Annotated in this window: 22 protein-coding genes; 16 read left to right on the top strand and 6 right to left on the bottom strand. The window is 33.6% G+C overall.

The genetic code is table 11. The annotated features are described in order from the left end of the window. The first annotated feature begins 6 nt into the window (after nucleotides 1–6). From nhaA to HM987_RS08670, 7 genes are all read left to right on the top strand, one after another. The gene (gene nhaA, locus HM987_RS08700; RefSeq protein ID WP_179007105.1) at nucleotides 7–1350 is read left to right on the top strand and encodes a Na+/H+ antiporter NhaA; all 1344 of its coding nucleotides are present in this window, start codon (nucleotides 7–9) and stop codon (nucleotides 1348–1350) included. Further along, nucleotides 1343–2434 (top strand): sensor histidine kinase, encoded by a 1092-nt coding sequence (locus HM987_RS08695; RefSeq protein ID WP_179007102.1) that lies wholly within the window; start codon nucleotides 1343–1345, stop codon nucleotides 2432–2434. Before nhaA ends, HM987_RS08695 begins: the two co-directional genes overlap by 8 nt. Before the next feature lie 7 nt (nucleotides 2435–2441). Then, the gene (locus HM987_RS08690) at nucleotides 2442–3770 is read left to right on the top strand and encodes a sigma-54-dependent transcriptional regulator (protein WP_179007100.1); all 1329 of its coding nucleotides are present in this window, start codon (nucleotides 2442–2444) and stop codon (nucleotides 3768–3770) included. A gap of 197 nt (nucleotides 3771–3967) precedes the next feature. Next, entirely contained in the window at nucleotides 3968–4324 is a 357-nt protein-coding gene (locus tag HM987_RS08685) for a hypothetical protein (RefSeq protein ID WP_179007097.1), read from the top strand. A 907-nt stretch (nucleotides 4325–5231) separates the two neighbouring features. Next, nucleotides 5232–6536, top strand: coding sequence for a Glu/Leu/Phe/Val family dehydrogenase (locus HM987_RS08680; protein WP_179007094.1), 1305 nt, complete (start codon nucleotides 5232–5234; stop codon nucleotides 6534–6536). 20 nt (nucleotides 6537–6556) lie between these two features. Beyond that, the gene (locus tag HM987_RS08675) at nucleotides 6557–6976 is read left to right on the top strand and encodes a GreA/GreB family elongation factor (protein ID WP_179007091.1); all 420 of its coding nucleotides are present in this window, start codon (nucleotides 6557–6559) and stop codon (nucleotides 6974–6976) included. 11 nt (nucleotides 6977–6987) lie between these two features. Then, the gene (locus HM987_RS08670) at nucleotides 6988–7407 is read left to right on the top strand and encodes a hypothetical protein (RefSeq protein ID WP_179007088.1); all 420 of its coding nucleotides are present in this window, start codon (nucleotides 6988–6990) and stop codon (nucleotides 7405–7407) included. A gap of 116 nt (nucleotides 7408–7523) precedes the next feature. Here HM987_RS08670 and HM987_RS08665 read toward each other — a convergent pair whose 3' ends face one another. The 3 genes from HM987_RS08665 to HM987_RS08655 all read right to left on the bottom strand — a co-directional run bounded on the left by HM987_RS08665 (nucleotide 7524) and on the right by HM987_RS08655 (nucleotide 9855). After that, a complete protein-coding gene (locus HM987_RS08665; RefSeq protein ID WP_179007085.1) occupies nucleotides 7524–8255 on the bottom strand; it encodes an SOS response-associated peptidase in 732 nt (243 codons plus the stop codon). 12 nt (nucleotides 8256–8267) lie between these two features. After that, nucleotides 8268–8543, bottom strand: a complete 276-nt coding sequence (locus HM987_RS08660; RefSeq protein WP_179007082.1) for a hypothetical protein — start codon at nucleotides 8541–8543, stop codon at nucleotides 8268–8270. A gap of 496 nt (nucleotides 8544–9039) precedes the next feature. Then, nucleotides 9040–9855: a sterol desaturase family protein gene (locus HM987_RS08655; RefSeq protein WP_229724656.1), complete on the bottom strand. Its 816-nt coding sequence runs from the start codon at nucleotides 9853–9855 to the stop codon at nucleotides 9040–9042. A gap of 371 nt (nucleotides 9856–10226) precedes the next feature. Between HM987_RS08655 and HM987_RS08650 the strand changes: the two genes are divergently transcribed. Continuing rightward, complete coding sequence (locus HM987_RS08650) at nucleotides 10227–10724, top strand: GreA/GreB family elongation factor (protein WP_179007079.1); 498 nt, start codon at nucleotides 10227–10229, stop codon at nucleotides 10722–10724. Here HM987_RS08650 and HM987_RS08645 read toward each other — a convergent pair. Then, nucleotides 10721–10906 carry a hypothetical protein gene (locus HM987_RS08645; RefSeq protein ID WP_179007076.1) on the bottom strand — a complete coding sequence of 62 codons (186 nt, stop codon included), beginning with the start codon at nucleotides 10904–10906 and terminating at the stop codon, nucleotides 10721–10723. The two genes, HM987_RS08650 and HM987_RS08645, sit on opposite strands and share 4 nt — an antisense overlap. Nucleotides 10907–11042: 136 nt before the next feature. Then, complete coding sequence (locus tag HM987_RS08640; RefSeq protein ID WP_179007073.1) at nucleotides 11043–13136, bottom strand: DUF3857 domain-containing transglutaminase family protein; 2094 nt, start codon at nucleotides 13134–13136, stop codon at nucleotides 11043–11045. Nucleotides 13137–13360: 224 nt separating this feature from the next. On the opposite strand from HM987_RS08640, the gene HM987_RS08635 reads away from it, so the two are divergent. From HM987_RS08635 to HM987_RS08600, 8 genes are all read left to right on the top strand, one after another. Next, complete coding sequence (locus HM987_RS08635; protein WP_179007070.1) at nucleotides 13361–14665, top strand: GAF domain-containing sensor histidine kinase; 1305 nt, start codon at nucleotides 13361–13363, stop codon at nucleotides 14663–14665. Nucleotides 14666–14900: 235 nt separating this feature from the next. Further along, nucleotides 14901–15683, top strand: coding sequence for a DsbA family protein (locus HM987_RS08630; protein WP_218645593.1), 783 nt, complete (start codon nucleotides 14901–14903; stop codon nucleotides 15681–15683). 238 nt (nucleotides 15684–15921) lie between these two features. Continuing rightward, on the top strand, nucleotides 15922–17097 hold the full coding sequence (locus tag HM987_RS08625; RefSeq protein WP_179007067.1) for a BamA/TamA family outer membrane protein: 1176 nt from the start codon (nucleotides 15922–15924) through the stop codon (nucleotides 17095–17097). 707 nt (nucleotides 17098–17804) lie between these two features. Then, the gene (locus HM987_RS08620; RefSeq protein ID WP_179007065.1) at nucleotides 17805–19886 is read left to right on the top strand and encodes an ATP-dependent nuclease; all 2082 of its coding nucleotides are present in this window, start codon (nucleotides 17805–17807) and stop codon (nucleotides 19884–19886) included. Beyond that, entirely contained in the window at nucleotides 19874–21775 is a 1902-nt protein-coding gene (locus tag HM987_RS08615) for an ATP-dependent helicase (RefSeq protein WP_179007062.1), read from the top strand. Before HM987_RS08620 ends, HM987_RS08615 begins: the two co-directional genes overlap by 13 nt. Nucleotides 21776–21798: 23 nt before the next feature. Next, complete coding sequence (locus tag HM987_RS08610) at nucleotides 21799–22887, top strand: nuclease-related domain-containing protein (protein WP_179007059.1); 1089 nt, start codon at nucleotides 21799–21801, stop codon at nucleotides 22885–22887. Between the two features lie 326 nt (nucleotides 22888–23213). Then, nucleotides 23214–23498 (top strand): helix-turn-helix transcriptional regulator, encoded by a 285-nt coding sequence (locus tag HM987_RS08605; protein WP_179007056.1) that lies wholly within the window; start codon nucleotides 23214–23216, stop codon nucleotides 23496–23498. Continuing rightward, on the top strand, nucleotides 23491–24768 hold the full coding sequence (locus HM987_RS08600) for a type II toxin-antitoxin system HipA family toxin (RefSeq protein WP_179007053.1): 1278 nt from the start codon (nucleotides 23491–23493) through the stop codon (nucleotides 24766–24768). Before HM987_RS08605 ends, HM987_RS08600 begins: the two co-directional genes overlap by 8 nt. 929 nt (nucleotides 24769–25697) lie before the next feature. On the opposite strand, the gene HM987_RS08595 is transcribed toward HM987_RS08600, so the two are convergent. Further along, nucleotides 25698–26561 carry a YihY/virulence factor BrkB family protein gene (locus HM987_RS08595; RefSeq protein ID WP_179007050.1) on the bottom strand — a complete coding sequence of 288 codons (864 nt, stop codon included), beginning with the start codon at nucleotides 26559–26561 and terminating at the stop codon, nucleotides 25698–25700. Between the last annotated feature and the right edge of the window lie 9 nt (nucleotides 26562–26570).

The following is a 26570-nucleotide window of genomic DNA, read 5'->3' as shown; positions in this document are numbered from 1 at the left end:
TTAAATATGCCTAAAAGATTACTAACGCCATTTCAAAAGTTTGTAAAAATTGAAGGATTTAGCGGCATTCTACTATTATTAAGCACATTTGTAGCTTTAGTTTGGGCTAATTCTGGTTTTGGAGATAGTTACACGGCCCTTTGGGATTATAAAATTGGTATAACTTCCGAAGGATTTGAGCTTAAAAAACCAGTAATACTTTGGATAAACGATGGTCTCATGGCTATTTTCTTTTTCCTAATAGGTTTAGAAATTAAGAGGGAAGTGCTAATAGGCGAATTAAACTCAGCAAAGAAATTGGCATTTCCTTTATTTGGAGCTTTAGGAGGCGTCATAGTTCCAGTAGTCTTATTTATGCTTTTAAATCAAAATCCGGAAACGTTTAAAGGCTGGGGAATACCAATGGCAACAGATATCGCTTTTTCGTTAGCAGTATTAAATGCTCTAGGAAAAAGAGTGCCAATCAGTTTAAAAGTTTTCTTAATTGCCTTCGCCATTGTAGATGATATTGAAGCGGTTTTAGTCATCGCTATTTTTTATAGTGGCACTATTAAAATGACCTTGTTACTGATAGGGCTTGGTCTACTGGCTATATTATATGCATTGTCTTTTAAAGGTTACTATTCTAAATTTATAACCTTTTTCACAGGAATTATCATTTGGTTATTGTTTTTAAAATCTGGAGTGCATCCTACTGTTGCAGGTATTTTGTTAGCTTTTTCTATTCCAATAAGACAAAAAATTGAAACGTCGACCTTTATCTCACAATTGGAAACTATTTATCATAACATAAAAAATGCAAGTGTATTAAAGAAGCCTATTTTATCTAAAGAACAAATAGAACACATGGATGATTTAGAGAGTTGGAGCAATAAATTTCAGTCGCCTTTGCAACATTTAGAACATAACCTTCACGGTTGGGTAGCCTATTTTATTATCCCATTATTTGCATTGGCCAATGCAGGAGTTATCATAGACAGTTCCGTAGGGATAGAAATACCTTTGATCATAAATATTGTAATCTGTCTGGTTTTAGGAAAAGGTTTAGGTATTCCAGCCATAATATTTTTGGCTAAAAAGCTAAATTTAATTGAAATCCCATCAGATATAAACAAAAGGCAAATTTTTGGTGTGTCTTTCATTGCAGGTATTGGCTTTACAATGGCTATATTTATTGCTAGTTTAGCTTTTGCATCTACACCAGAATATATAAGTTCTGCCAAAATAGGCATTCTTCTTGGGTCCTTAATTTCTGCCGTAATAGGATATTTGATATTGAGGTTCAGCACAAGTCAGACTAAGATCATCAATGATGCTGAATTTGACAAAGAAATAATAAATAATGACTAATACAGAGCAAGCATTAAAAGAAAGAATTAAAGAGTTGACTTGTTTGTACGAGGTGTCCTCAATTATTGCAAACACAGACATTGAACTCGTTGAGGATACGATAAAAGCGATAGCCTTCAGTCTCAAAAAAGCATTTCAGTATCCTAAAAAAACCGATGTACTAATCGAATGTGATACGATTTCAATTAAAACGAATTCTTTTTCTGAAGATAATTTAACCATCTTTTCAAATATTAAAATATTCAATGCGGTAAAAGGAAAGATTGTAGTGCATTTGAATACATCAAAATCCAAAGAAATTAATTTTCTAAAAGAGGAACAATTGTTATTGGATAATGTCGCACTAAAGTTAGGTAACCTTTTAGAGCGCGTGGAAATTCAGAAAAACGAAGCCTCGCTTAAACGACAAATGGAGCATACTGATCGCCTCAGTATTTTAGGTGAAATCACAGCTGGCATTGCACATGAGCTTAATACGCCCTTAGCAAATATTCTTGGGTTTGGAGAGCTGCTTAAAGAAGACTTAAAATCCAATCCAAAAGCCATTTCTGATATCGATAAAATAATTAAAAATGCAATATTTTCTAGGGAAGTCGTTAAAAAATTAATGTTCTTTGCTTGTGAGATGCCTCAACAAATGAAACGTCTCAACCTTATTGCACATATAAAAAATGCGATTAAATTATTAGATGCCACATTTAAAAAAGAACAGGTAAAATATATCATTAAAACTGAAGAGGAAGCGCTGTGGTTGCGAGCAGATCCTATACAATTGACGCAGATTATTTTCAACTTATTGATGAATGCCATTTATTTTTCGCCTAAAAACGGTTTAGTAACCATTGAAACAGAGTGCACGACAAAGAATGTTATTATTAAAATTTCTGATGAAGGCTCTGGTTTTACCAAAGACGATTTACCTAAAGTTTTTCAACCCTTTTTTACAACTAAACCGCTAGGTGATGGTTCAGGTTTAGGACTCAGTGTTGTGCACGGTATTGTAGCATCCCACAAAGGCACAATAACAGCCGAAAATAATAGTGATAAAGGTGCTATCTTTACAATAACACTTCCAAAAGACTAAATGAATTATGCTATTACGCAAAGAAAATATACTTATAGTTGATGATGACGTTAATATTCTAGAACTTCTACAACGTCATTTACAATCATGGAATTATCACGTTTTTAAGACTATTTCCGTTAAAGAAGCGGTCACGATTTTACGAGACACACAAATCGATTTATTGATTACTGATTTAAAAATGCCAGAGGTTGATGGTTTTGAGCTTATAAAATTTGTGTCTGAGCATTATCCAAAATTACCTAAATTAGTGGTTACCGGTTACCCATCTGTTCAAGGTTCTTTAGCGGCGATTAAATCTGGAGTGGTCGATTATTTAACCAAACCGTTTACAAAAGACGAGCTTAAATCTGCTTTGGATAAGTCTTTAGTTACTTCCGAAGTACAAGTGGTACCGTCCAAAAATTCATCAGAAGAAAAAAGTAATGCCTATGGAGACATTATTGGAAATTCAGAAAAAATAAACGACGTTATACAAGTTGTAGAGCGTGTAAAAAATAATAAGGCAACCGTTTTTATTAAAGGGGAAAGTGGTACCGGTAAGGAATTGGTTGCTCGTGCCATTCACTATCAAGGCCAATTTTCAAGAGCACCATTTATTGCGGTTAATTGTGGTGGTATTCCAGAAAATTTATTGGAAGCAGAATTATTTGGTTATTTAAAAGGTGCATTTACGGGAGCCGAAACCAATAGAGAGGGCTTTTTTCAAGCGGCGAATGGCGGCACTATTTTTTTAGATGAAATAGGAAACGCTTCGCTAACCGTTCAATCACGATTGTTGCGCGTACTTCAAGAAAAAGAAGTGGTTCGGGTAGGGGCAACAAAGCCAGAAAAAGTAGATGTACGTATTATAGCAGCTACAAATAGTGAGTTGCGAGAAATGATACAAAAACAAACGTTTAGAGAAGATTTGTATTATAGATTGACCGTTGTGGAAATCAACGTGGCGCCATTGAGAGAACGTAAAAATGATATTGCATTATTGGTCGATAAATTTCTGTTTAAATATGGAATTGAGTATAAAGACCGATTTCTGAAAATAACACCTGAAGCTTTAGAAATTTTAAACCGTTATAATTGGCCAGGCAATATCAGGGAATTAGAAAACATCATTCAGCGTGCTGTAATTATGTGCGACAAGGTTGTGGATGTGGCTCATCTTCCAGATCATTTAAAACATTCCATAGCTTTTTCTGCGGATACCTTAGTACCACTCAAGGTTGTGGAAAAAGAATACATAGAAAAAGTATTAAGAGCCACAGGAAATAACAAAACCAAAGCTGCAGGAATTTTAGGTATTACACGTAAAACCCTTCGTCAAAAATTGGATCATTAAACTGGGTAAATTTTACGCACTTGATACTTTTTTACCCAGTGATTGACTTCACATTAAATTTCATAAAACATATAACTATCTGTTTTTTAAGTGGTTGTAAGTTAAGCCATGCAACACAGTTCTTGTGGCACATGACTTGCTTATTTACTAACAATTGTTAGAAATAACATGGAATGTTTAACTTAAAATTTTTTAAAATGAAAAAACTTATAGTCGTATGTATTTTTGCTTTTTTAACGTTGGGTGTAAGCGCCCAAGATAAAAAAATTGACGTGAAAAAAGGGGATGTTTTTAAAATTGCCAGCCCTTCAGGGCAAGAATTTAAACATATCAATTTCCCTAAAAAGAATTTTATCATAAAACGTGGTGGCATCGCCAATGATAAATTGGTCTATGGTGAAGAGGTTATAGTTACAAGTGTAGCTTTAACCAAAGATGGTAGTACAGAAATCCGTTTGAAACCTAAAGACGGAGGCAAGTTTTATAATGCCATAAGAAGTGTAAAGGTCGATTTTGAAGATGCAATACAAACAGGAGAGCTTAAAGTATTATAGTTAAAATTATATGTTTTCCTTAGAAGAAATTCCCTTGTAGATATGACTACAAGGGAATTTTTATTTTAAAGTTTTTGGAACCGATAATTTTTGGCTTTAATGATAAGATAGATTTTACCCGTATGGGTAATTAAGTGCCAGTTATTAATTTATTTTATGATTGTTTAAAAACCTCAAGACCCTTTATTTATAAGGGTTTTGAGGTTTTTTATAAATTTTATAATGGCTTTGGCACAAGCATTGCCTTTTGGTATATGCATATCATTAATACATTTTAATATGAATCACATTAATAGCTGTCCGAGTTGCATACACCGCAATAACTGCGTACTAACAATGCAAAAAGACAAGGTTTGGTCTTGTAGCGATTATGACCAAGATATTACGGAATCGAGCATACTAGAGCCCGTGCAAAACCCACAAGAAAATTTAAAGCAAAAAATAGAATTAGTTTAACATTTAAATAATTAAGATCATGATTTATAATGCAATTATTTCAGCGATAACATGCAAAAATTCAAGACCTAAAAAATCCGATAGCGCATCGCGAAAAAAATATATTACTCAGAAATACAATGAGAGGTCCATTATAAATAGATATTTTAATTAAGAAAGTCTATTGACAAGACCATTATTGTAATATGAAAAATAGTCACTTTGGGTACAATTAAAACTAACAGTATAATAGTTGGGAAATTAATAGCAAATGAATTGTGCTCATTGTGACTTTAAAAAACAAAAACTAAAAAATGAATAAAATGAAAATTAAGAACATAATAAACGAATTCATAAATCGAAGGACAAAACAAAATAAATTGAGATTTGATACTATTAAAACAAGTCCCTACAGATTTACCAATAGAAGAAAATTTTAAAACAATAAAGCTTTATTTAAAATATACCAAGAATGACAATAGTAACAGCAGATTTGAAAAAAACAACCAAAAAAGTACCCGTAAGAGGTATGATGGATAACGTTATGGAGCAGTTTAACAGTGCTGCGGACCAAATTAACCTTCATCCAAACATCAGAAAAATTTTAAGCATTACCAACAATGAAATCGTTGTGAATTTCCCAGTAAAAATGGATAATGGTGAAGTAGAAATTTTCACAGGATATAGAGTGCAACACAATAACGCATTAGGGCCTTACAAAGGTGGTTTAAGATACCATCCCACTGTGGATATTGATGCAGCAAGAGCTTTGGCCATGTGGATGACCTGGAAAACCTCATTGGCAGGATTGCCTTATGGTGGCGGAAAAGGGGGTATAAAACTAGATCCTACAAAATATTCTAAAAACGAATTAGAGCGAATCACAAGACGTTTCACATTTGCATTGGCAGACAATATCGGACCGGAACACGATATTCCTGCACCAGATGTCAATACCAATAGCCAGACTATGGCATGGATTGCAGATACGTATATGAGTACGCGTCCACCGGCAGAGCGCACAGCAAATCAGCACGTCGTTACAGGGAAACCAGACGGAAGTGGAGGATTGGAAGGACGTGATAGAGCAACAGGTTATGGCGTGTATTTATCCATTAAATTTTGGGCTGATAAAAATGATAAAAGTCTAGATGGCAAGACGTTTATCGTTCAAGGTTTTGGTAATGTTGGTTATTGGGCAGCACATTTCTTGGAAAAAGAGGGTGCTAAACTAGTGGCCGTACAAGATGCTTACGGAAGTATTCAAAACCAAAAAGGGATAAAGGTTGATGATTTGTTTAAATATACCCAAATTAATGAAGGGCGTATTGTGGATTTTCCAAATGCAAAGTCTGTAGATAAAGACAAATTCTTCACCTTAGATTGTGACATCTGTATTCCTGCAGCTTTAGGTAATCAGATTACTAAAGAAAATGCGTCAGGAATAAAAGCAAGTCTTATCGCTGAAGGGGCTAATGGTCCAACAAATGTAGAAGGAGAAAAAATAGTATTAGAAAGAGGGATCACCATAATACCAGATATTTTATGCAATTCAGGTGGTGTCGTTGGCAGTTATTTTGAATGGCTCCAAAACCGAAACGGCGAGCTTTGGCAGTTGGATGAAGTTATGGTCAAGCTAGATAAAAAGATGAAAGAATCTTTCAATAAAGTTTATGACTATTCAATAAAAGAAGGTGTTGATATGCGTACAGCAGCATTTTGTATCGCTATTGAACGCATTGAAAAAGCATACATACAACGAGGGATTTTTCCATAAAAATTTAAAAGATTAAAGACATGAAGTACGGAAGTTTAGTATTAGAAAAGAAGGAGTATGTCTATTTAAAACGTATCCTCAACATTTCTGGTTATGCTGAAAACCAAGAAATTCAGAAGTGTTTAATGAATTTATCCGAAGAGCTAAAAACAGCACTTATAGTGAATGAAGAAGATATGCCCAAAGATGTGATACGGTTTAACTCAACAGTAACGGTAGCCTTTAATAATGGCATAGAAAAAACAGTGAAATTGGTCTTTCCAATAGATAAAGATGTTAAAAACAACAAAATTTCTGTACTAACACCAATGGGATCGGCTTTAATCGGTTACTCAGAGGGAGATTCCATTATATGGGATTTCCCGAATGGGATACAGCAAATTACCATTGCTAAGGTTCAACAACAAGAAACCTATAGTGGTATAGATATAATAATATAAAATTTAAACGTATGGAAACTCCAAATACAGACATATTTGATCACGATACCAGTATTGATGTAACCCACAAAATCAATACGATGGAATTGGATAACTGGATCAATCATTTAAAATACATTAAAAAGGAGCTCAATAACCTTATCGATATTTGTAATAAAGGTTTAAAAAATAATCTGGAAGAGCATGAAATCATAGAGCGATTTGAAAAGAAGCAAACTGAAAATGAAACCTTACTAAATGCCCTTTTAAAATATGCACACTCTCGAATGGATATTGCAGAATGCGAAGACACACAATGCGATATGACCTACATCACTGAACATGAAAGTTACCGAAGAAGCTATCTCTATCATTTAGATAAATACCGAAGGTTAAAAGATGCTTTTTTTGGTAAAGTACACGGTAAATTTTCACTTTCAAAAAAGGATTAACCGTAGCTCATTGCTGGTAAGTATAAACAACATTACATTAAAAAGGACTCTATAAAACGTCAACGCACAAATTCAGGCAACACGCAATATCATTTAGGATTTTAAATGACAGTACACTAAAACAAAGTGCCTTTATCGACCGCTTCGGTAATATACGGTTGATTGGTATCAATCCCTTTTTTGTACAGATCCCTACTTACCGGATGCGCTTTAAATGCCTTATTTGTAAAGCCAAAATCCATCAATTCTAATAGCGTTTGGGAGTTTAAACCCGCATCTAGCCAATCCTCAAAAAGGTCATCCGCTAAAACCAATGGCATGCGTTTCTTTTTATTATGCACTTCTGCAAAGAAAGGGTTTGCTTCCGTTGTCAATATAGTTGCGGTGTACAGTTCGGTATCTAGTTTGTTGTATAGACCAGCAAACATGAAGAGATCTCCTTTGGGATATGTTTTACTCGGTTGATAACAGAAATACGGCAGTGCAACACCGTTCTCGTGGTGCGGTTCATAAAAACCGTCGGCAAGGATCAAACAGCGTTTGTCATCTGCTGAGTTTTTAAACGTGGGCTTTTCAAAAATGGTTTCAGACCGTGCATTAAGTGTATTCGATTTTCTCCAAAAGGTTTCAGGGTCGTGTGCAGCCCAATCGGGAATCATTCCCCATGACGCAGCACATATATGCTCTGGGTCATCCATAGGTATGATATAGATAGTACCATGGGTAAAACCGTTCAAGTGATAGTAGGGTTTATATGCCGAGGGCACGGCGAAATTGATGCCGTAGCGGTTATTCAACTGTTCTTTTAGCTCGTCCTCTGACTTTGTCAATGCTTTTCCGTAACACATATCCAAATATAGTTAATTTTCAAATCGCGACGCATTGAGCATATATTTCAAAAGGTTTTCGGGCTTGTTCTCCATGGTTAGCCTATCTAATATCGATTGAAGGTTACTGATATCATGTTGATACATACGCTCTCCACGTCTACTATGATTGCTCTTTTGCAATTTATATAATAAATCAATTTTATTCTCCAATACAATAATATTTAGCAGCCGTTGGTAGTGGTCAACGTTGATGTTCGGAGTCCCTTGTTCTTTTAAAACCTTTGAAAAATACCTCGTGAATTTCATACTACAAAATTAACCATCATATGTAGTTTTCATTGCTAATTATTGTAGTAAACTAATCAACTAGACTAGATTTTACAAAAAGCAGGAAGTTGGGCGTCCGAGGGTTTCATTGGCCATCTAGAGCAAAGCCCTAAAACAATAACTACTTAGCGCTTTTTATTTCTTTTAATTTTAAAGACAACCCTATAATAGGGTAGTATTTGTTCAACCTCTTTATTTTCGGAGTAATAGGCTTCAAAATCTTCAGGGGCTACATAGCTATGTTTATTTTGATATTATAGTTGAGGCAAAGCGTCCTTCCCGATCCATCCAGCGTACTGGCCATCGAAAGATCAAAATTTTTAGAGCTCAATTTGATGTTATCTTTTTTAACTCCCCAACGACTCTGAGGCTTAACAGTGAATTCAAGCTTGGCTAAAGTAGTTTTATAGGCTTAATTTTCATTGCTACATTCCGAGATAATGGATTTCGTTCATTTTAACCTAAAGCAAATAGCTTACTCATTCTTTGTACGCTTCTTGTCTTTAGATACCATTTGCTCACGTTCCCAAAGCGTAGGGCTTCCAAAAAGGATCTGCCAAGTCATTTTAGGGCGCTTCCAAATATCCTTTAATAAATCACCCCAAGCGTGAAATACCAAATAAACAGGATTAAATGAATTTACTGGCTTTGTAATACCATATATGGCCTGTTCTTTTTCAGCTTTGAAGGTGCCAAACATACGATCCCATATAATTAAGGTAGAACCAAAATTTTTGTCAATATAATCTTCATTTGTGGCATGATGCACCCGATGATGCGATGGCGTTACAAAAACATACTCAATAGGTTGTGGTAGTTTACGTATATATTCCGTGTGGATCCAAAATTGGTAAAGAATCTCCAATTGGTGAACTATAATAAACACAACAGGATCAAAACTTAACATTATAACAGGCAAAAAGAATACAATCTTAAGATTTTGTACCCAAGACAACCGAAAAGAGGTTGAAAAATTATAATATTCCGAACTGTGATGCACCACATGCGTTGACCACCAAAATCGCTGGAAGTGAGAAATTCTATGCGACCAATACCTAACTAAGTCTAGGCATATAAAGCACAACAGATAGGACCACCAAGTATGCGGAATACGCCATGGTGTTAAATTATAGCATATTACTACAATATAAAATATACCAACTTTGGTTAAAGCATTAACAAACAGATTGCCAAAGCCTATAGTGGCAGAAGCCAAAAAATCCTTGCCATGATATAATTTTCTTTTTTGTTTTACGGACAGATAGTATTCAAGAGCGACGAGGGCGAACATAACGGGTGCCGCTATCCATATTATGGTATTGAAATCTAGTTCTAAGAGGGATTCTAAGGTGAGCTTTTTATTTTCGATAGGATTAATTTTGTGCTATGAGACCCAAGCAAGTAATCAACACCTGCTTTGATACTATAAATTATTAATTAACTAATTTGCAAGATAGCGTAAAAATAAGAAGCTTCAATTAAAGTCATGAAATAATCCCATTGGTTCTGAGTATGTTAAATTCACTATAGTCAAAGCCAAGGCATATTAAGACGTCCAACATTTTCAAATACTTAAAATGGCTGTCAATCAATCACGATAAAAGATGACCTAAAATTAAAATGCCTGAATTATTGTATCTTTAGTTGTATCAAATGAAAACTATGAGCAGAGGATTTGTAAAAGAAGACGATCAGGAAGAAACCCCAATTATACCACCAAGGGCAGCCTTGCCATCTACCACCATAAATTACGTGACCCCTAATGGCATACAGCAGTTAAAAGCTGAAAAAGAAGCCTTGGAGCAGGAGCGGAGCAGTTTAAAAACTACCGATGAGCAGCAACGACGAAGGGATTTGGCAGTTATAGACGGCAAAATGGGCTTATTGCTGGAGCGCATGGCCTCGGCAAGAATCATCAACCCGAAAGAACAACCCAAAAACGAAATAAGATTTGGTGCCCATGTAAAATTAAAGATGAACGGTATTCTGCAGCAATTTCAGATTGTGGGTGTGGATGAAGCCGATGTCACCCAACAAAAAATAGCCTTTGTAGCGCCTATTGCTATGGCAATCACTGGTAAAAAAGTGGGCGACACCGTTGATTTTAAACTGGGATCTGAAGTAAGAACGATTGAGATTTTGGAAATTAACTACAACTAAGGCTTCCGCATATAAAAATTACTATTAGCTGTAATCACACTTGGCGCAGTACTTCCGCCACCAGTTGGTAAATCAATCCAAGCATAGTTACCAGCGCCATCGATCTTAAGCACTTGCCCGTCAGCACCACCTGTTGGTAGTTCAATTTCATTGGTTACAGAACCATCTACTTCAGCGGTCAAATACCCATTGTCAGCAACAAATAAACACTCTTTCTACGAAACCGAGTTGACAAGATTTCTGAAGTCTTCAATATCAAAATAATAAACGAATGCCCAGTGCGTAGAGCAAAGCCCTAAAACCTAAAACTATTATGACTTAACCCTTTTTATTTCTTTTAATTACAAAGACTACCAGACCAATAACAATGATGATAACGATAGCAAAAACCCAATAAAATATGGTAGCTATACTTGAGACCAGGTCATCAGTGTCAGGGCCCAAAGTATTGTAAATGGGTTTATTGCTCGCTTCACTTTTAGGGATATAAATATAATAGGATAGTATGTTTTCAACCGCTTTATTTTTGGAGTAATAATCTTCAAAATCTTCAGGGGCTACAAAACTATTTTTATTTTGATATTCATAGTTGAGATAAAGCGTCCTTCCCGATCCATCCAATTTACTGGCCATCGAAAAATCAAAACTTTTAGAGTTCACTTTGATGTTATCTTTCTCAACACCCCAGCGATTCGGTAGCTTAACGGTAATATTATGTTTTTTGTGTGTGGGATAAAATAGCGCAAAAGGTGTTTTTCGAGTTTTCTCATTAGGGGAGAGAAAAACATCTAGAATACTGTATGGTGCAAAATTTACAGCTATATTTTTCTCATTGCCAACCAGTGGCTCCCATATATCATTGATTTTATAGAACTCTTCTACAATTATTTTATTATAAATACTATCATCATCAAATGTAGGATCTTCTATAACTTCTACACCATTATAAAGGTTGTCATAATAGCTTTTAAACTCGTCGCGGATGGTCGATAAACTGCTAGATTTATAACGTCTTCTCATAATATCAGCTTCAGCACCTTTATAGGACGTCATAACTCTTAACATTGCTGGACCGCCAACGGTTGGTAATTCGAATATATCAAAAACCTCTACTAAACTCTTGTCATTGTTTACAATTTGTTCCAATGTTGACACGCCGTCCTTAATCACTAAAACCTTCCCATAATCTGGAAATGACACTGAGCTATAGTTACCAAATTGATTACTAAAGGTCGGATCATAAAAGAAAGGCTCATTATCACTATCCACAACTTTTACAACCACGTGATCAAATACATTGGGAGATGGTAAAAACTGATGCAAGGATTCTCCCAAAAGTGAGTTAACGAGTACAGGGTAAGCCTCAATACCCATATGACGTAACATGGTCACCATGAGATAACTTTTGTCTTTGCAATCACCAAAGCGCTGCTCGAGTATCTTATTGGGCGAAAATGGTTTATAAGCGCCAATACCAGATTCTAAACCGAGATATCTAATTTCATTTTGAACAAATTTTAAGGTTGCCGTAATACGATCACCTTCATCTTCCCAATTCTTTTGGATCTGTTCTATTTTTGCTTTTAAGGCCGTTGATAATTGTAGATCAGTTTCATATATTCCCAATGCCCAATTAACTACGGCATTCCAATCCTTATAGTCCGAAACAAATAAGTGTTCATAAGGTAAATACCAACTAGGCATATTATCTTCAAAAAGGGGCTTTTCGGTTAAGGTAGATTCCCAATTGTATGTTTTGTAACCCTTGTAACTCCCAATCTTGGGGGCACTCTCGGAATTCAAAGTTTTATACTGTAATGGGTTCTCCGCAATAATATAGTAGTTGATTTTGCCTACAGGTTGAAAATCGTTTAGCGTGGTGGCACCCGAAAAATGGTTCCCAACAATAGGATTAAATCCCTTAATAGAATAGCTTATATCTAAAATATCACCATTGCGGATATCTGCTAAATTATTTACGGCATTGAGACTTCCATCGTAAATGTAACTTTCGGAATTAGACTCTTGCCGTATGGTCTGAAAATCATTAACATTAAGCTTGTTCATCTGCTTTCCGTTTCTAATCACAGTGACGTTATGTAATAACAATTGCTGATAGGTGGGATCATAATTAATGGAAATCATAGAGCCATCTTGCACACCAACATTATCCGTAATTTTTCTAACAATACGGATATAACGTTCTTCTTTAGGAATATGAATTTGCTCATCGCTTAATAAGGTGAGTAAGCCGAATGAAATTTCCTTTAAATCGATATCTGGATTTTGCTCATAACTCTGATTGACCACCCAATTTGGGGTGTTACCGACTTTAATCTGGGCATAACAAGTACTAAGACTACATAAAATAAATAGGACTAAGGCAAATTGTTGGATGGTTTTTGTAAACATAGCAATAGATTGGAAAACAAATAAACTAAAAATATAATGGACACCTATCAAAATGCATAAATAATTCAAATTCAGTTTCAAACTTACTTTTAACGCGTACATCATAATAACCTCAAATTATTTCTGATTCTAAATAATTATCTTCTCATAATACTTTGTAAATTTAACGCCGCTTTTATTAATAATAAACCTAAGAGACTATAGTTAAATCGACTTTACCAGTTATGGAGACCAACAAAAACAAAGACAAGACTAATAAGGATAGAATTATAGAAAGACAGTTACGTTTTCAAGATTTATTAATTAGCATTTCTACAACCTATATAAATGCCGATCTATCGGATATAGATAAACTTATTCAAGAGTCTTTAAAGCAAATGGGAGAGTTTGTAGAGGCAGACAGAAGTTATATTTTTTCTTATGATTTGGTAAACAACACCACATCCAATACGTATGAGTGGTGCGCCGAAGGTATAGCGCCAGAAATAAATAATTTACAAAATGTCCCCATTGAATATATACCACAATGGGTAGAGGCACACAAAAAAGGCGACGTATTTTTTATTGAAGATGTGAGCCTTCTTCCTCATGATGGAGAAAATGGCTTGCGTGCAGTTTTAGAGCCTCAAGGCATTAAAAGCTTAATTGCCATTCCAAAAATTAAAAATAATGAGTTAATTGGGTTTGTAGGCTTTGATGCTGTTAAAAAAATTAATAAATATGCCGAAAACGAAAAGGAAATTCTTTTTGTGTATGCCAATATGTTGGTTAACGTTATTCAAAGAAAGGAAAATGAAGAACGTATAAGTGCACAAGATAAGAAGCGAGAAAAACTACTGATAGATTTATCACGTCAAAATGAGCAATTAAACGAGTATGCACATGTGGTATCTCACGATTTAAAAGCACCGCTAATAAACATTCATACCTTGATTACGTGGTTTATCAATGATCACAAGGACAGTAGCGATGAAATGGATATACAACCATTACATCTTGCGTTATTCAATGTAGAGAAAATGGATAATTTAATAAAAGGTGTTTTAGACTATTCTACGGTTGATAGGCTAGAGTCAGAAAATCATGAGATCGACTTTAACCTTATGTTAGCTGAAGTGATACAGACTTTGTTAGTTCCAAAATACATAACCATTACTATTCAAGATAACTTGCCAAGTTTATACGGTAATGCTTGGAGGTTTAAGCAGATATTTCAAAACTTAATACAAAATGCCATAAAGTATTCCCATAAAGATAAAGGCCTAATCGAAATTGGTTGTACAGAGAAAACGGACGCTTTTGAATTTTTTGTAAAAGACAACGGAATTGGTATTAAATCGGATTATTTCGATAAAATATTTAAAGTGTTTACCAAACTCGAAAGTACTAGCGCCTCTTCAGGTATTGGACTTTCTATTGTTAAAAGAATCGTTAACTATTATAATGGTTCTATTTGGTTAGAGAGCCAGGAGGGCTTAGGGACGACGTTCTATTTTACGCTTTTAAAAAGTAAAACATTAGCTCTTTAACCATTCATCAACCCGATACAACTATTAAAAGTGTCCTATAATCTACCGGTAGGTAGGTGTAAAAGCACAGCTAATGGAATAGGAGTCTATCACATTTCTAACATTTAAAAATTAGCAGAGGTGTTTTCCTTGTATTTTTAAAACAAGCAACAGAAAAATAGTCTAATCGTCCAAGTTCAATAATCCCATATCTCAAAAAGACTATGTATCTTTACTATAATTAATGCAAATGTTAATGAAGTACATCTTTATAATTTTACTAACCCTTAGTTACCATTCTAAAACGATGAGTCAAGACCATAAGATACAAGTGCAATGCGATTCCATAACTGGGCTTTGCGAAATACCCGATTTTGAAGACAACAACAAAACCATAGCATGGAACGACGATGAGGAACTCTTCTATATTGGTGATCCAATGTGCAGCTGGTGTTGGGGAATTTCGCCACAGATAAACGCTTTACAACGCTACGCCACGCAAAAGCACATACCCTTCAATCTCATTATGGGCGGCTTAAGACCTGGTGGAGGGGAAGCATGGGATAGCTCCTTTAAGCGTTTTCTAGAACACCACTGGCAGCAAGTGCACGAAAAATCTGGGCAACCTTTTAGTTATGAGCTATTCGAAAAAGACGAATTCAATTACGATACCGAACCCGCCTGCAGAGCCGTAATCACCGCAAGAACCCTAGCACCCGAAAAAACCTTGGCGTTCTATGAACTGGTACAACATTATTTCTACACCAAATCCAAAGATCCTAAGCAAGTGGATTTCTATCAAGTGATTTGCGAAACCCTCGATATCGATTTTGAGAACTTTAGCGATAAATTTACCTCTGAGAGCATGAAGCTGGCTACCCAAGCCGATTTTACAAAAAGCAGGCAATTGGGCGTTCGTGGATTTCCATCGGTTATCTATAGACACAAGGACAAATTGTATAACATCGCTAGTGGCTATACGGAATTTGAAGATCTTAAAGCCGCGATTTTAAAATTGAAAGCCAAAAACGAAGATTAATCAATGCTTGCAATTGTCCTATAACCAGCCTGTCGCTAGCACTCAGCATGGTCGAAGTATAGCAATAGGATTATGCACGGCATTAAATAGCCAATTAAACGATGCTTATTTTCCACGTATACAAGCCATAAAAAGACAACTAAAAACCAAATAGGGCAGTTTAAATTGACTAATTTCGCACATTTATTTTCGGAACTTTTTGCCATAGGCATCTAGCACCTTTCTAACAGAATTTTACATGTTCAAATATAGACGCACTAAATTAGGACTCAGATGGCTATTGGTTGTCACCATTTGTTTGTCATCTACAGTGGTACAGGCCCAAACCATTGATAAACTCAAGGAGATTTTCACCTTTTATCCCAATAAAAAGAAGGCCGCACGCGATTCCACACTATATGTACAGAAGTTTATAGCGGCACCAGTGTTCACCTATAAGCCAGAAACTAATTTTGCCTTTGGTACGGGCGCAAAATACCTGTTTAAATTTGATGGCAGTGGCGACGAAACACGAGTCTCTAACATGCCCATGACCTTGCAATACACGCTTAACAGTCAATTTTTTTTGTATTCAGGATTCGAAGTCTTTACAAATCAAGAAAAATGGGTGATAGAAGGGAATTTGTTATTTCAAAATTACCCACGCTTGTACTATGGCATAGGTGCAGAAACACCAATTAGGAACGAAGAGCAATACGATTACTATCAGTTTCTTTTAGAACCCATTTTTCTAAAACGCATGTTCTTTAGGTATCTATTTGTCGGTGCAGGCTTTAGATACAACCACATTTTTAAAACCGAATTCGAACCCGATGGCCTCATCGCCCAAAATCAACCCAATGGATTTGATGGCTCTACATCAGTAGGCGCAGAGGTGGCTATGCTTTACGATAGCAGAAGCAATATTTTAAATGCGGAAGATGGTTGGTATTTTGAATTAACCCACGGCAAATACGATAAGGTATTGGGCGGTACGGATATCTTCAATCTCACACGTTTCGATTTAAGACGCTATATAAGTGTTTCAAAAAAGAACAAAGATATTTTAGCCTTTCAAGTGCTTGGGCAATTTTCACGTGGTGACTTGCCCTTTTCAGAATATTCGTTTTTTGGCGGCAAGGATATTATGCGAGGCTATCAAGAAGGACGCTACGTAGATCGCGATCTTTTGGCAACTCAGGTAGAATACCGCAAGAAATTTGAAAACTCAAGATGGGGTTTGGTCGCCTTTGCCGGCACTGGAGATGTCTATCACAATGTGAATGAATTCCAATTCAAGAACCTAAAACCAAATGTGGGCGCTGGTGCACGATTCACTATTGACAAAGCCGAAAACCTGAACCTTCGTTTCGATGTTGGTTTCGGTGAATCTGGTAAAAGTGGGTTTTATTTTGGTATTGCTGAAGCGTTTTAATTTTTTTCTTTAATGAAAGTATCCTGTAGATGCTTTTAATTGGATACAGGACAGAGCGTTAAAAATTAGTCCTGTGGACTAATTTAGTGAATGGGCCAGCTGGCGCGAAGGCAAATAATGACATTAGTCTTTTTCAAACCCACAATTAGCTTGTACATAATCTATAACGTTATATAACAGCGTAACTGTCATAGAACTCAGATGATGTCAAATACCGCTAAAAAGCGCTATTACGTTAATTGTTGTGAATTGTCCTATATTGTACTTGCGTGCAGCCTGTGCTGAGCGCAGCCGAAGCATAAACATGGGCTTTATTCACAAGGTTTTTATTTTAAGTTAATGAGTTCATGAATCTTGAATGAGATATTTGACTTCGCAAGCTTCGTCGAATCTCATTCTTCGATTTGAGTTAAAAGCGCATGTTAGTAATCTTATTGTAGAAAAATTTAATCTATAATTTTCTTTACTCAGTTAATGGAACACTCTTTTTAAGAAAGGGCAGAGGAGTGGCGAAAATGTGTGTGGAATGGTTTTAAATAAATTAGTATTCAAATGTTTACGGTTTTCCCTCAAATTAATTCTTACATTTTTTATATATTTAAACTCTCCCTTAATTAATATTAATACGAGCATATTTCTTGAAGTAAATTCAAGAGCAATTTTGCTTTGTAATTATAACTATAATTACGAAGTGCAATTTTATATATATGAAAATAAAGAAGATTAAAATTGAAAACTATAGACTTTTAAAACAATTCTCAATTGATTTAGAAGAAATAATGTCTTTAGTAATTGGCAAAAACAATACAGGAAAGACTTCACTATTGGCAGTAATAAACAGTTTTTTGAATGGTTCAGATAAAAGTAGATTTTCATTTGATGATTTCAATATCGATTTCAAAAATGACTTAAAAGCATTAATTGAAGAAGATATACCACTCGAAGAAGAATATGCACCTGTAGGCATTAAACTTAAGCTATTTATAGAGTATAATGAACATGATAACCTAGCTAACCTTAGTAGAGTCATGATGGACTTAGATCCTGAAAACAAGTTTATTGTTATAGGTTATGAATATCATTTAACATATGATGCATTGGATAGAATTAAACAAAAGTATGTTGAATTTCAAGCAAAGGAGGCTGCGAAATTAGTTGAAGATGAAAACTATAGACAGAGAGATATATTTTATTTTTTGAAATTGTACCAAGGGAAATTCTTTAAATCTAGTCGAAAATCTATAGAGTATAATAAAATTGATGAAATTGAAAATGAGGATAATTTCATTGATTTAGATTTAGAAAAAATATCTACCAAAGATATTATAAGCTTTAAATATATAAGTGCTAAAAGAAGTGTCACGAACAAAGAAAATGATAAAACTCTATCAGGTCAAACATCAGAGATATATAATGAAACTGAGAAAACAGATGAACAAAATGAAAAAATAGAGCAATTTAAAGAAGAATTAATATCAACAGATTATACTTTATCTGGAATTTATGAATCTCTATTTGAAGATGTTGTTGAAAAAGTCCGATTATTTGGAGGAATAAAGAGCGATGATTCTACAATTAAAATTGAATCTTCATTACAGCACAGAGAATTGCTATCAGGAAACACAACAGTTATGTACAAACATAATGATACGACTTTACCTGAATATAACAATGGTCTAGGGTATATGAACTTGATAAGTATGATATTTCAGATAGAAATATTAATACAAGAATTTAAAAAAAGTAAAGATGAAAAGCCTGCTGACATAAATTTGTTATTTATAGAAGAACCTGAAGCGCATACACATCCTCAAATGCAATATGTTTTTATTAAAAACATTAAGTCTTTACTTGACCAAGGAATTGTTCGAGAAGATGGTGATAATAGGAAATTGCAAACAGTAATAACAACTCACTCCTCACACATAGTTTCTGAAAGCAATTTTGATGATGTAAAGTATCTTAAAAAAGAAGGTGAAAACACTGTAAATGCGAAAAACCTTCTTGATCTTAAAAAACAGTATGAAGATGATTTAACTCAATATCAGTTTTTAAAACAGTATTTGACTATTAGTAGAGCCGAAATATTCTTTGCTGACAAAGCTATTTTAATTGAAGGAGATACTGAAAGAATTTTGATACCAACTTTAATGAAGAAATTAGATAAAGAAGAGAAAAGGCGTTATGATGCTTTGGCTGAAAAAGACACAAAACTGCCCTTGTGTTCTCAAAATATATCTATAATTGAGGTTGGAGCATATTCACAAATTTTTGAAAAATTCATTGAGTTTGTTGGAATTAAATCTTTAATAATAACAGATTTGGATGCAGTAGGAGATGATTCAAAAAAATGTAGAGTTGCTGATGGGACGAACTATTCTAACGATGCTCTAAGGTTGTTTTTTAATAACGCCACTCTAAATGAGTTGAAAGCCTTTACAATTGAAAATAAAAAAATCGTCAAAAATGAAGGCGTTTGGCAAGCTGATGATAACGGTAACCTTTGTGTTGTATATCAAACCGAAGAAAGTGGTACAACTGCTCGAAGTTTTGAAGATGCATTTATTCAAATTAACAGAGAATTTATCAATGATAAAAAAGACGATTTTAGAGGATTAAAGAATAGAGATCTTTTTGATGTTGCTGCCAATGATTCGTATAAATTAGCCGAAAAATGTGTTAGAAAAAAAACACACTTCGCACTAGATATATTATTCCATACAAATGAAGAATATACCAATTGGGAAATTCCTTTATATATCAAAGAAGGATTATTATGGCTGAAATAGTAGGAAGTGATATGGAAGAACTAGACGAATTTGAACAAATAATATACCATATTAACAGTGGTAATAATTTCTTGTTAAGTGGTGGAGCAGGTAGTGGAAAAACATATACTCTAGTACAAGTTATTAAAAAATGTATCGAGGATTACCCTACTTCAAAGGTTGCTTGTATGACATATACTAATGCAGCAGTTAAAGAAATTGAAGAAAGAGTAAATCATAAAAATTTAAACGTAACTACAATACATGACTTCTTGTGGGATAATATTAAACACTTTCAGAAAGAGTTAAAACAAAGCCTTGTTTCGTTGGCAAATGACGAATTAATTACTAGAATTAAAATTTCAACTGTTGACCTAGTACCAAACGATTTTTTCGATGAATTAGAAAAAGGAATTCAATATAAAGAGTATTTGCGTCTACAAGATGGTATAATCTCTCACGATGAATTGTTAATATTAGCAAATCACTTATTTCTAACATATCCTAAACTAAGTGATATACTTAAAGATAGATTTAAGTTCATTTTTGTAGATGAATATCAAGATACTAGCAAATTAGTAATAGAGATTTTTTTAGAGCATTTTAAACTAAGTGATAAAAAAAATATTATTGGCTTTTTTGGAGATGCTATGCAATGTATTTATGATAATACTGTTGGCAATTTAGATGCTTATAAAGGCGAAGAAAATGACGAAGTTCGAGAAGTAAAGAAGCAACAAAATAGGAGAAATCCAAAATTAGTTATCGATTTGGCCAATAGACTTAGAACAGATGGTTTGGTACAAACTGAATCAGATGATGAAAATGCTCCTAATATGGATGAAGGAGGTGTCTTAAAGACTGGAAATATTCAATTTTTGTACTCTGACATTAACAACATTCAAGAAATAAAAGAATATCTCGGTTGGGATTTTAGTGATTCAAAAAACACAAAAGAGCTTAATTTAACTCACAATTTAATTGCTGATAAAGCTGGAATTAGAAACCTCATGAATATTTATAATAGTGATGGTGTGTTGAAATATAAAAATCGAGTTCGCAAATACATAAAAGATAACGGAATTGATGAAGATTTCTCTGAAATGACTTTTGGGGAAGTCTTAGACTTTTTAGTAGGTGTAAACCCAACGAATACTATGCAACAATTTATCGATGATAACCCAGAATTATATGATTTCGCTAGGAATCAAAATTGGAATGTTCTTTCAAAGATATATGTGGATAAAGACCAATTACTTGATGATAAAAAACAAAGTGAAGATGATGAAAACAAAAAAGGTTCAAAAAGAGATGCTCTAATTAGGCATTTATTTAAAATAGAGACTAACATTTTTCTTTATTCTAACAAACGTTACAATGAATTTTTAAGGGCAACAGATTATAGGTTTAACATACGAAATATAGAAGACAAAAGAGTTTTAAAAGCGAGTATAGAATCATTGATTGATGTTGGTGAAAAAACTATTGAACATGTAATTATAGAAGCAAATGAAAATGGTATTTGTCTAATTGATGATAAATTGGAGGGTTTTAAAACTAATAAAGAATATATATTTAATAGAGTTAAGAATGTAAAATATAAAGAATTCCAAAAATTATATAATTACTTAGAAGGTTTTACACCTTTTTCAACTCAACATAAAACTAAAGGTGCTGAATTTGATAATGTATTAGTAATTCTAGATAATGGAGGATGGAATAATTATAATTTTAAAAACCTCTTCTTAGTTGCAGGTACTGAATCTGTTCTAGAAAGAACTCAAAAACTATTCTATGTTTGTTGTACAAGATCTAAAGAAAAACTAGCTATCTATTTCAATTCTCCCTCTAATAATGTTATTGCTAAAGCTAAAGAATGGTTCGGAGAAGCTAATGTAATAAAGGTTTAGAGATATAATTATAAGTTTTATTCATGACAATTGTCCTTGGCCAAATAGAATCTTTAGTAAGGATTAGAGAAACCTTAGATGAAAAAGGCATCACTAGATTTAATTCTATTGGTGAGATCAAAACATTCATTAATAATTATAACAACGAAATAGAGGAAGCGCTCTTTAAAATCCAAAATGACGTTGATCTCGAAATAGATGACTTATTAGCTGAGCAGCATACATTGCAAAAAGAATATGACACCATACAATCCAATGCAACAACTAAGTGGGAAGCTAGAATCAGCAAACTAAATACCAGATGTAATTCCTTAGCAACAAAGCCAACCAAAAATGCATATATAGAAACTGCGATCTGGTATCAATTGCAGTTCTTTAAATTAATAAAGTTTCTATTAGAGAAAAATTTCAATAGACTCGTTAGTTGGCAGACTCATAAAAAAGGAAGTATTCTTAAAACAAAAATAAATGAGATAAAGGCAAAAATGCCAAATAGACAAGCAACCATTTCAAATCGCTATACCAAAAAACTTAACGAACTTGAACATATGAAGGAAGTCGCTTATTCATTAAACGACTTAATCGCAGGAGCAATCGGTGAAAGTTTAGTAGAAAAAGAGCTTAAAAAATTACCGGATACGTATGTCCTATTCAATGACTTTTCGGTCAAATTCAATGAACCCATTTACAATAAACGTGAGAATGACCGTATTTACAGTATTCAAATCGATCATCTTTTAGTAAGCAGAGCGGGTATTTTTATTATAGAAACAAAGAACTGGAGTAAAGCATCCATTGAAAGGTATGATATGAGATCACCAGTGAGTCAAATAAAGAGGGCAAGTTTTGCACTTTTTGTGATTCTAAATAGCAACAATTCCGCAAAGAGCAGATTTCTGAACAAACATCATTGGGGAGATAGAAAATTAAAAATAAGAAATCTTATTGTGATGATTAATCATAAACCAAAGGAAGAGTTCAAATTTGTAACTGTTAAAGCTTTAAATGAGTTAAACGATTTCATCAACTATTTTGAGCCTATATATACGGATTCAGAAGTCACAAATATTGCTCATCGTTTAAACAACATTAAAAATCATGGACCAGAATAAGCGTTATAAATGTAACGAGCAATACCTTGGGTTACAACTTTTTTCACTAAATTACAAGCCATAATCATCTCAAAACCAGATTACAATCCAATGCAACAACTCAGTGGGAAGGTAGAATCAGCAGCTAAATACCAAATGTAATTCCTTAGCAACAAAGCCAACCAAAAATGCATATATAGAATCCGTGTATGTTTTATTATACTAAATTTATATTTTACAAAATAAATGTATATATACTTATACTTTTTATTTAATTATTGATTAAATGTATATTTATTTATACTATTTTGGTATATTTAAGTATATTTGTATATATATTTATACATATGGATAATCAGATAACAATTACAACAGTCATAAATAAAATAGGACGATTAGTAGAATCGTATAGAGACAAAGAAGATTTAACTCAAGCAGAGTTAGGTAAAAGAATTAATGTTTCGCGTTTGACGATAATTAATATAGAGAAAGGCAAAGGCTCTAATACCCTAAATATTTTGAAAATTTTAAAATACTTTGATTTATTACATGACCTAGACGTAAGTTTTAATCTAATGCTAGAAAAAGCCAATGAAGATGATGGTTTAAGTGACATAAACTTATATGAATAATAGATTAGATAAGATAAAAGTCAGAATTTTTGGGGAAGAGATAGGCATTTTAGCCTATGATTCTATTAAAGCAGAAAGCTATTTTCAGCATAGTGAAGTCTTTCTGCAGCGTAAACAGTATACCAATATTTTTCCGTTCATTATTAAACGTGTTTCCCAGACTCAAATATTTAAAAACTATAAAGCACACGAATTTAGAGGATTACCTCCAGTGATAGCTGATTCACTTCCAGACGATTTTGGAAATCAAGTCTTTAACCAATGGATAAAATCAAAAGATATTGATAAGCATAAGTTGTCTCCAATCTTCCAATTGGCATATCTATCAAATAGGGGAATGGGTTCATTAGAATATTTTCCCGGAAAGTCATTGCCAAAAGCAGGAAAAATAAATTTGGACGCCATTACTGGTATATTAAGAAAAGTAATAGATGTGAAGAAAAACCATAAAGAATTAGAGCTATCTGATTTAGCACTGCTAAACATCTTTAAACTTGGATCATCTCCAGGTGGCGCTCGCCCAAAAATTATTGTGTCTGAGCATAAAAAGAGTAAAGAATTGATTCCTGGAGATGTGGAATATAGCAATGATTATAATCATTATTTAGTCAAACTGAATATGGATACTGATGATGGGTATTCAAGAGAATTGGTTGAGTTTGGGTATTATAAGCTCGCTTTATTAGCTGGTTTGGATATGATGCATTGTAAAATGATAGATAACAAACATTTCGCGACCACAAGGTACGATCGCATAAATGGAGAAAAAATACATGTTTTGACCGCTACAGGTATCAGTGGTTATAATTTTCGAGATCCTTCAGTTTCTACTTATGAAAATGTATTTGCAATTGCAAATAACTTAAATCTACCATCAGGAGACATCGATGCATTATTTAGAAGAATGGTATTTAATTATGTATTCAATAATGTGGATGATCATCTTAAAAATCATTCTTTTCTTTATGAAAAAGAAAATGATCGCTGGAGAATTTCACCTTCATATGATATTAACTATTCTCTAAACGCACTGAGGAAATGGCCAAATGCGCCACATATGCTAAGTTTAAATAGTAAGAATACTCAAATTAAAGTATCAGATTTGCTAACCATTGCTGAAAAGTATTCCGTAAAAAGTCCTAAAAAAATAATACTCGAAGTTTGTAAAGTTATCTATGAGTGGGAAAATATTGCGGAAGAATTGAATATTCCTGAAAGGGTATACTTATCAATAAAGGACGATTTTACCGATTATTCTAATAGCATTTAAATTCTCAAATTAAATTCTCAAAATACTATTGTACATACTGTTTTGATATACCAAATTTATATTAGAATATATGTCCTATAAGAATTCTATTCAGGATGAAGTTTACTTTTAGTATTTCAATCCACAATTAGCTTGTACATAATCATTGACGTTATTTTATGATAAAGTATTGATTGCTGTAGCTTTATTATTTATAGGTCTTTATTGTATTCATATTTAATCATCCTCAGGATAATTAAATATGAATAGTATGTCAAATATCGCCCAAAAGCGCTATTACACTAATTGTTCCATAATGTCCTATAAGAATTCTATTCAGGATAAAGTTTACTTTTAGTATTCAATCCCACAATTAGCTTGTACATAATCAATGACGTTATGTTTTGATATAAGAAGTTTATAATAAAGTCTATTTATTCTAGGTCTTTATTGTATTCATATTTAATCATCCTCAGGATAATTAAATATGAATAGTATGTCAAATATCGCCCAAAAGCGCTATTCCGCTAATTGTTCTATATTGTCCTATAATTTATATTATGTAAAATAGAATATTAAAGAATCCCACCTTCCATTTCAAACTAATTAATAACACGATGTTCAAACAAACCTAAAACAAGTGAGCATTCAGTTTATATAGCAACCAATCTATTTCAGCAATATATAAGCAAAACACAATGCTAAGCAAAGAAATAAGTCAAACTTCAACACCCAAATTCCGACACCGTCGGAACCAACGATTTTCAGAAATAATGAGCAATGAATAGTATTAATTTACTAAATCTAGGAATGGATAAGTAATCCAATTAAGAACTCTAAATACTAATCTATCAGCGAATGGTGCTTTGCAATTTCCTAACAAATCGTTATGATCTTTTGGTTCGTTTTGTATCAAGACAAAATGAACGTAAAATAGAAACTCAACCGCGTTAAGAAATCAAATCATTCTCCACATACTTATCAGCATATTTCTTAGTAAAATGCGCCCCAAACAATAAAATCAAACTCGAATAAGATACCCAAAGCATAATCAATATAATAGAACCTGCCGCACCATAAGTCGAGCCAGGTTCCATAGTATTGAAATACCAAGCCAACAAATATTTTCCAATCAAGAACATAATGGTCGTCAACGCTGCACCAATCCGTACCGATTTCCATGTTATTTTAGCAGAAGGCAAAAATTTAAACATCGTAGCAAACAGCACATAGATAAACGTTATAGAGACTAAAAAATCCACCACAAATATATAATCGAACAGATCATCGGGTAAAAAACGATTCAATTGTTTACTAAATGTGCTAAGCAATGAGGTCAATACAAAACTGGTCAACAATAAAAAACCAAGAATTAATATAAACCCAAAGCTTTTTACACGACTCATTAAGGTAGCCACAAGATCATTTTTATAAGGCGGCTCCATATTCCAAATATCATCCAATGCGGATTGCAATTGAAAAAACACACCTGTGGACCCATACAATAAGGTACCAATACCTATAATGGTAGCAAATACTGAAGTCTGTTCACCACTTTGATTTTCAATCATATTCCTGATGGCATCAGCCGCATCTGGACCAATAGCATTAGAAATTTCGGCCAACAACTCCCCTTGTACAATGTCCTCACCCCAAACACTACCCACTACCTTTAAGATAATGATAATGAGTGCAGGCAACGATAAAATGGCATAATACGCCACAATAGCACTGCGTTGAAAAGGTTGGCCATTAAACCATGATTTAGCCGAGGCGACTAATAATTTAGGTAAATGCTTAATTTTAAAGGTCACGCGTTATCA

It is taken from the genome of Winogradskyella forsetii (genome assembly GCF_013394595.1).
Taxonomy (GTDB): Bacteria; Bacteroidota; Bacteroidia; order Flavobacteriales; family Flavobacteriaceae; genus Winogradskyella; species Winogradskyella forsetii.
Note: the sequence above shows the minus strand (reverse complement) of the source record. Positions and strands in the feature narration are given on the sequence as shown.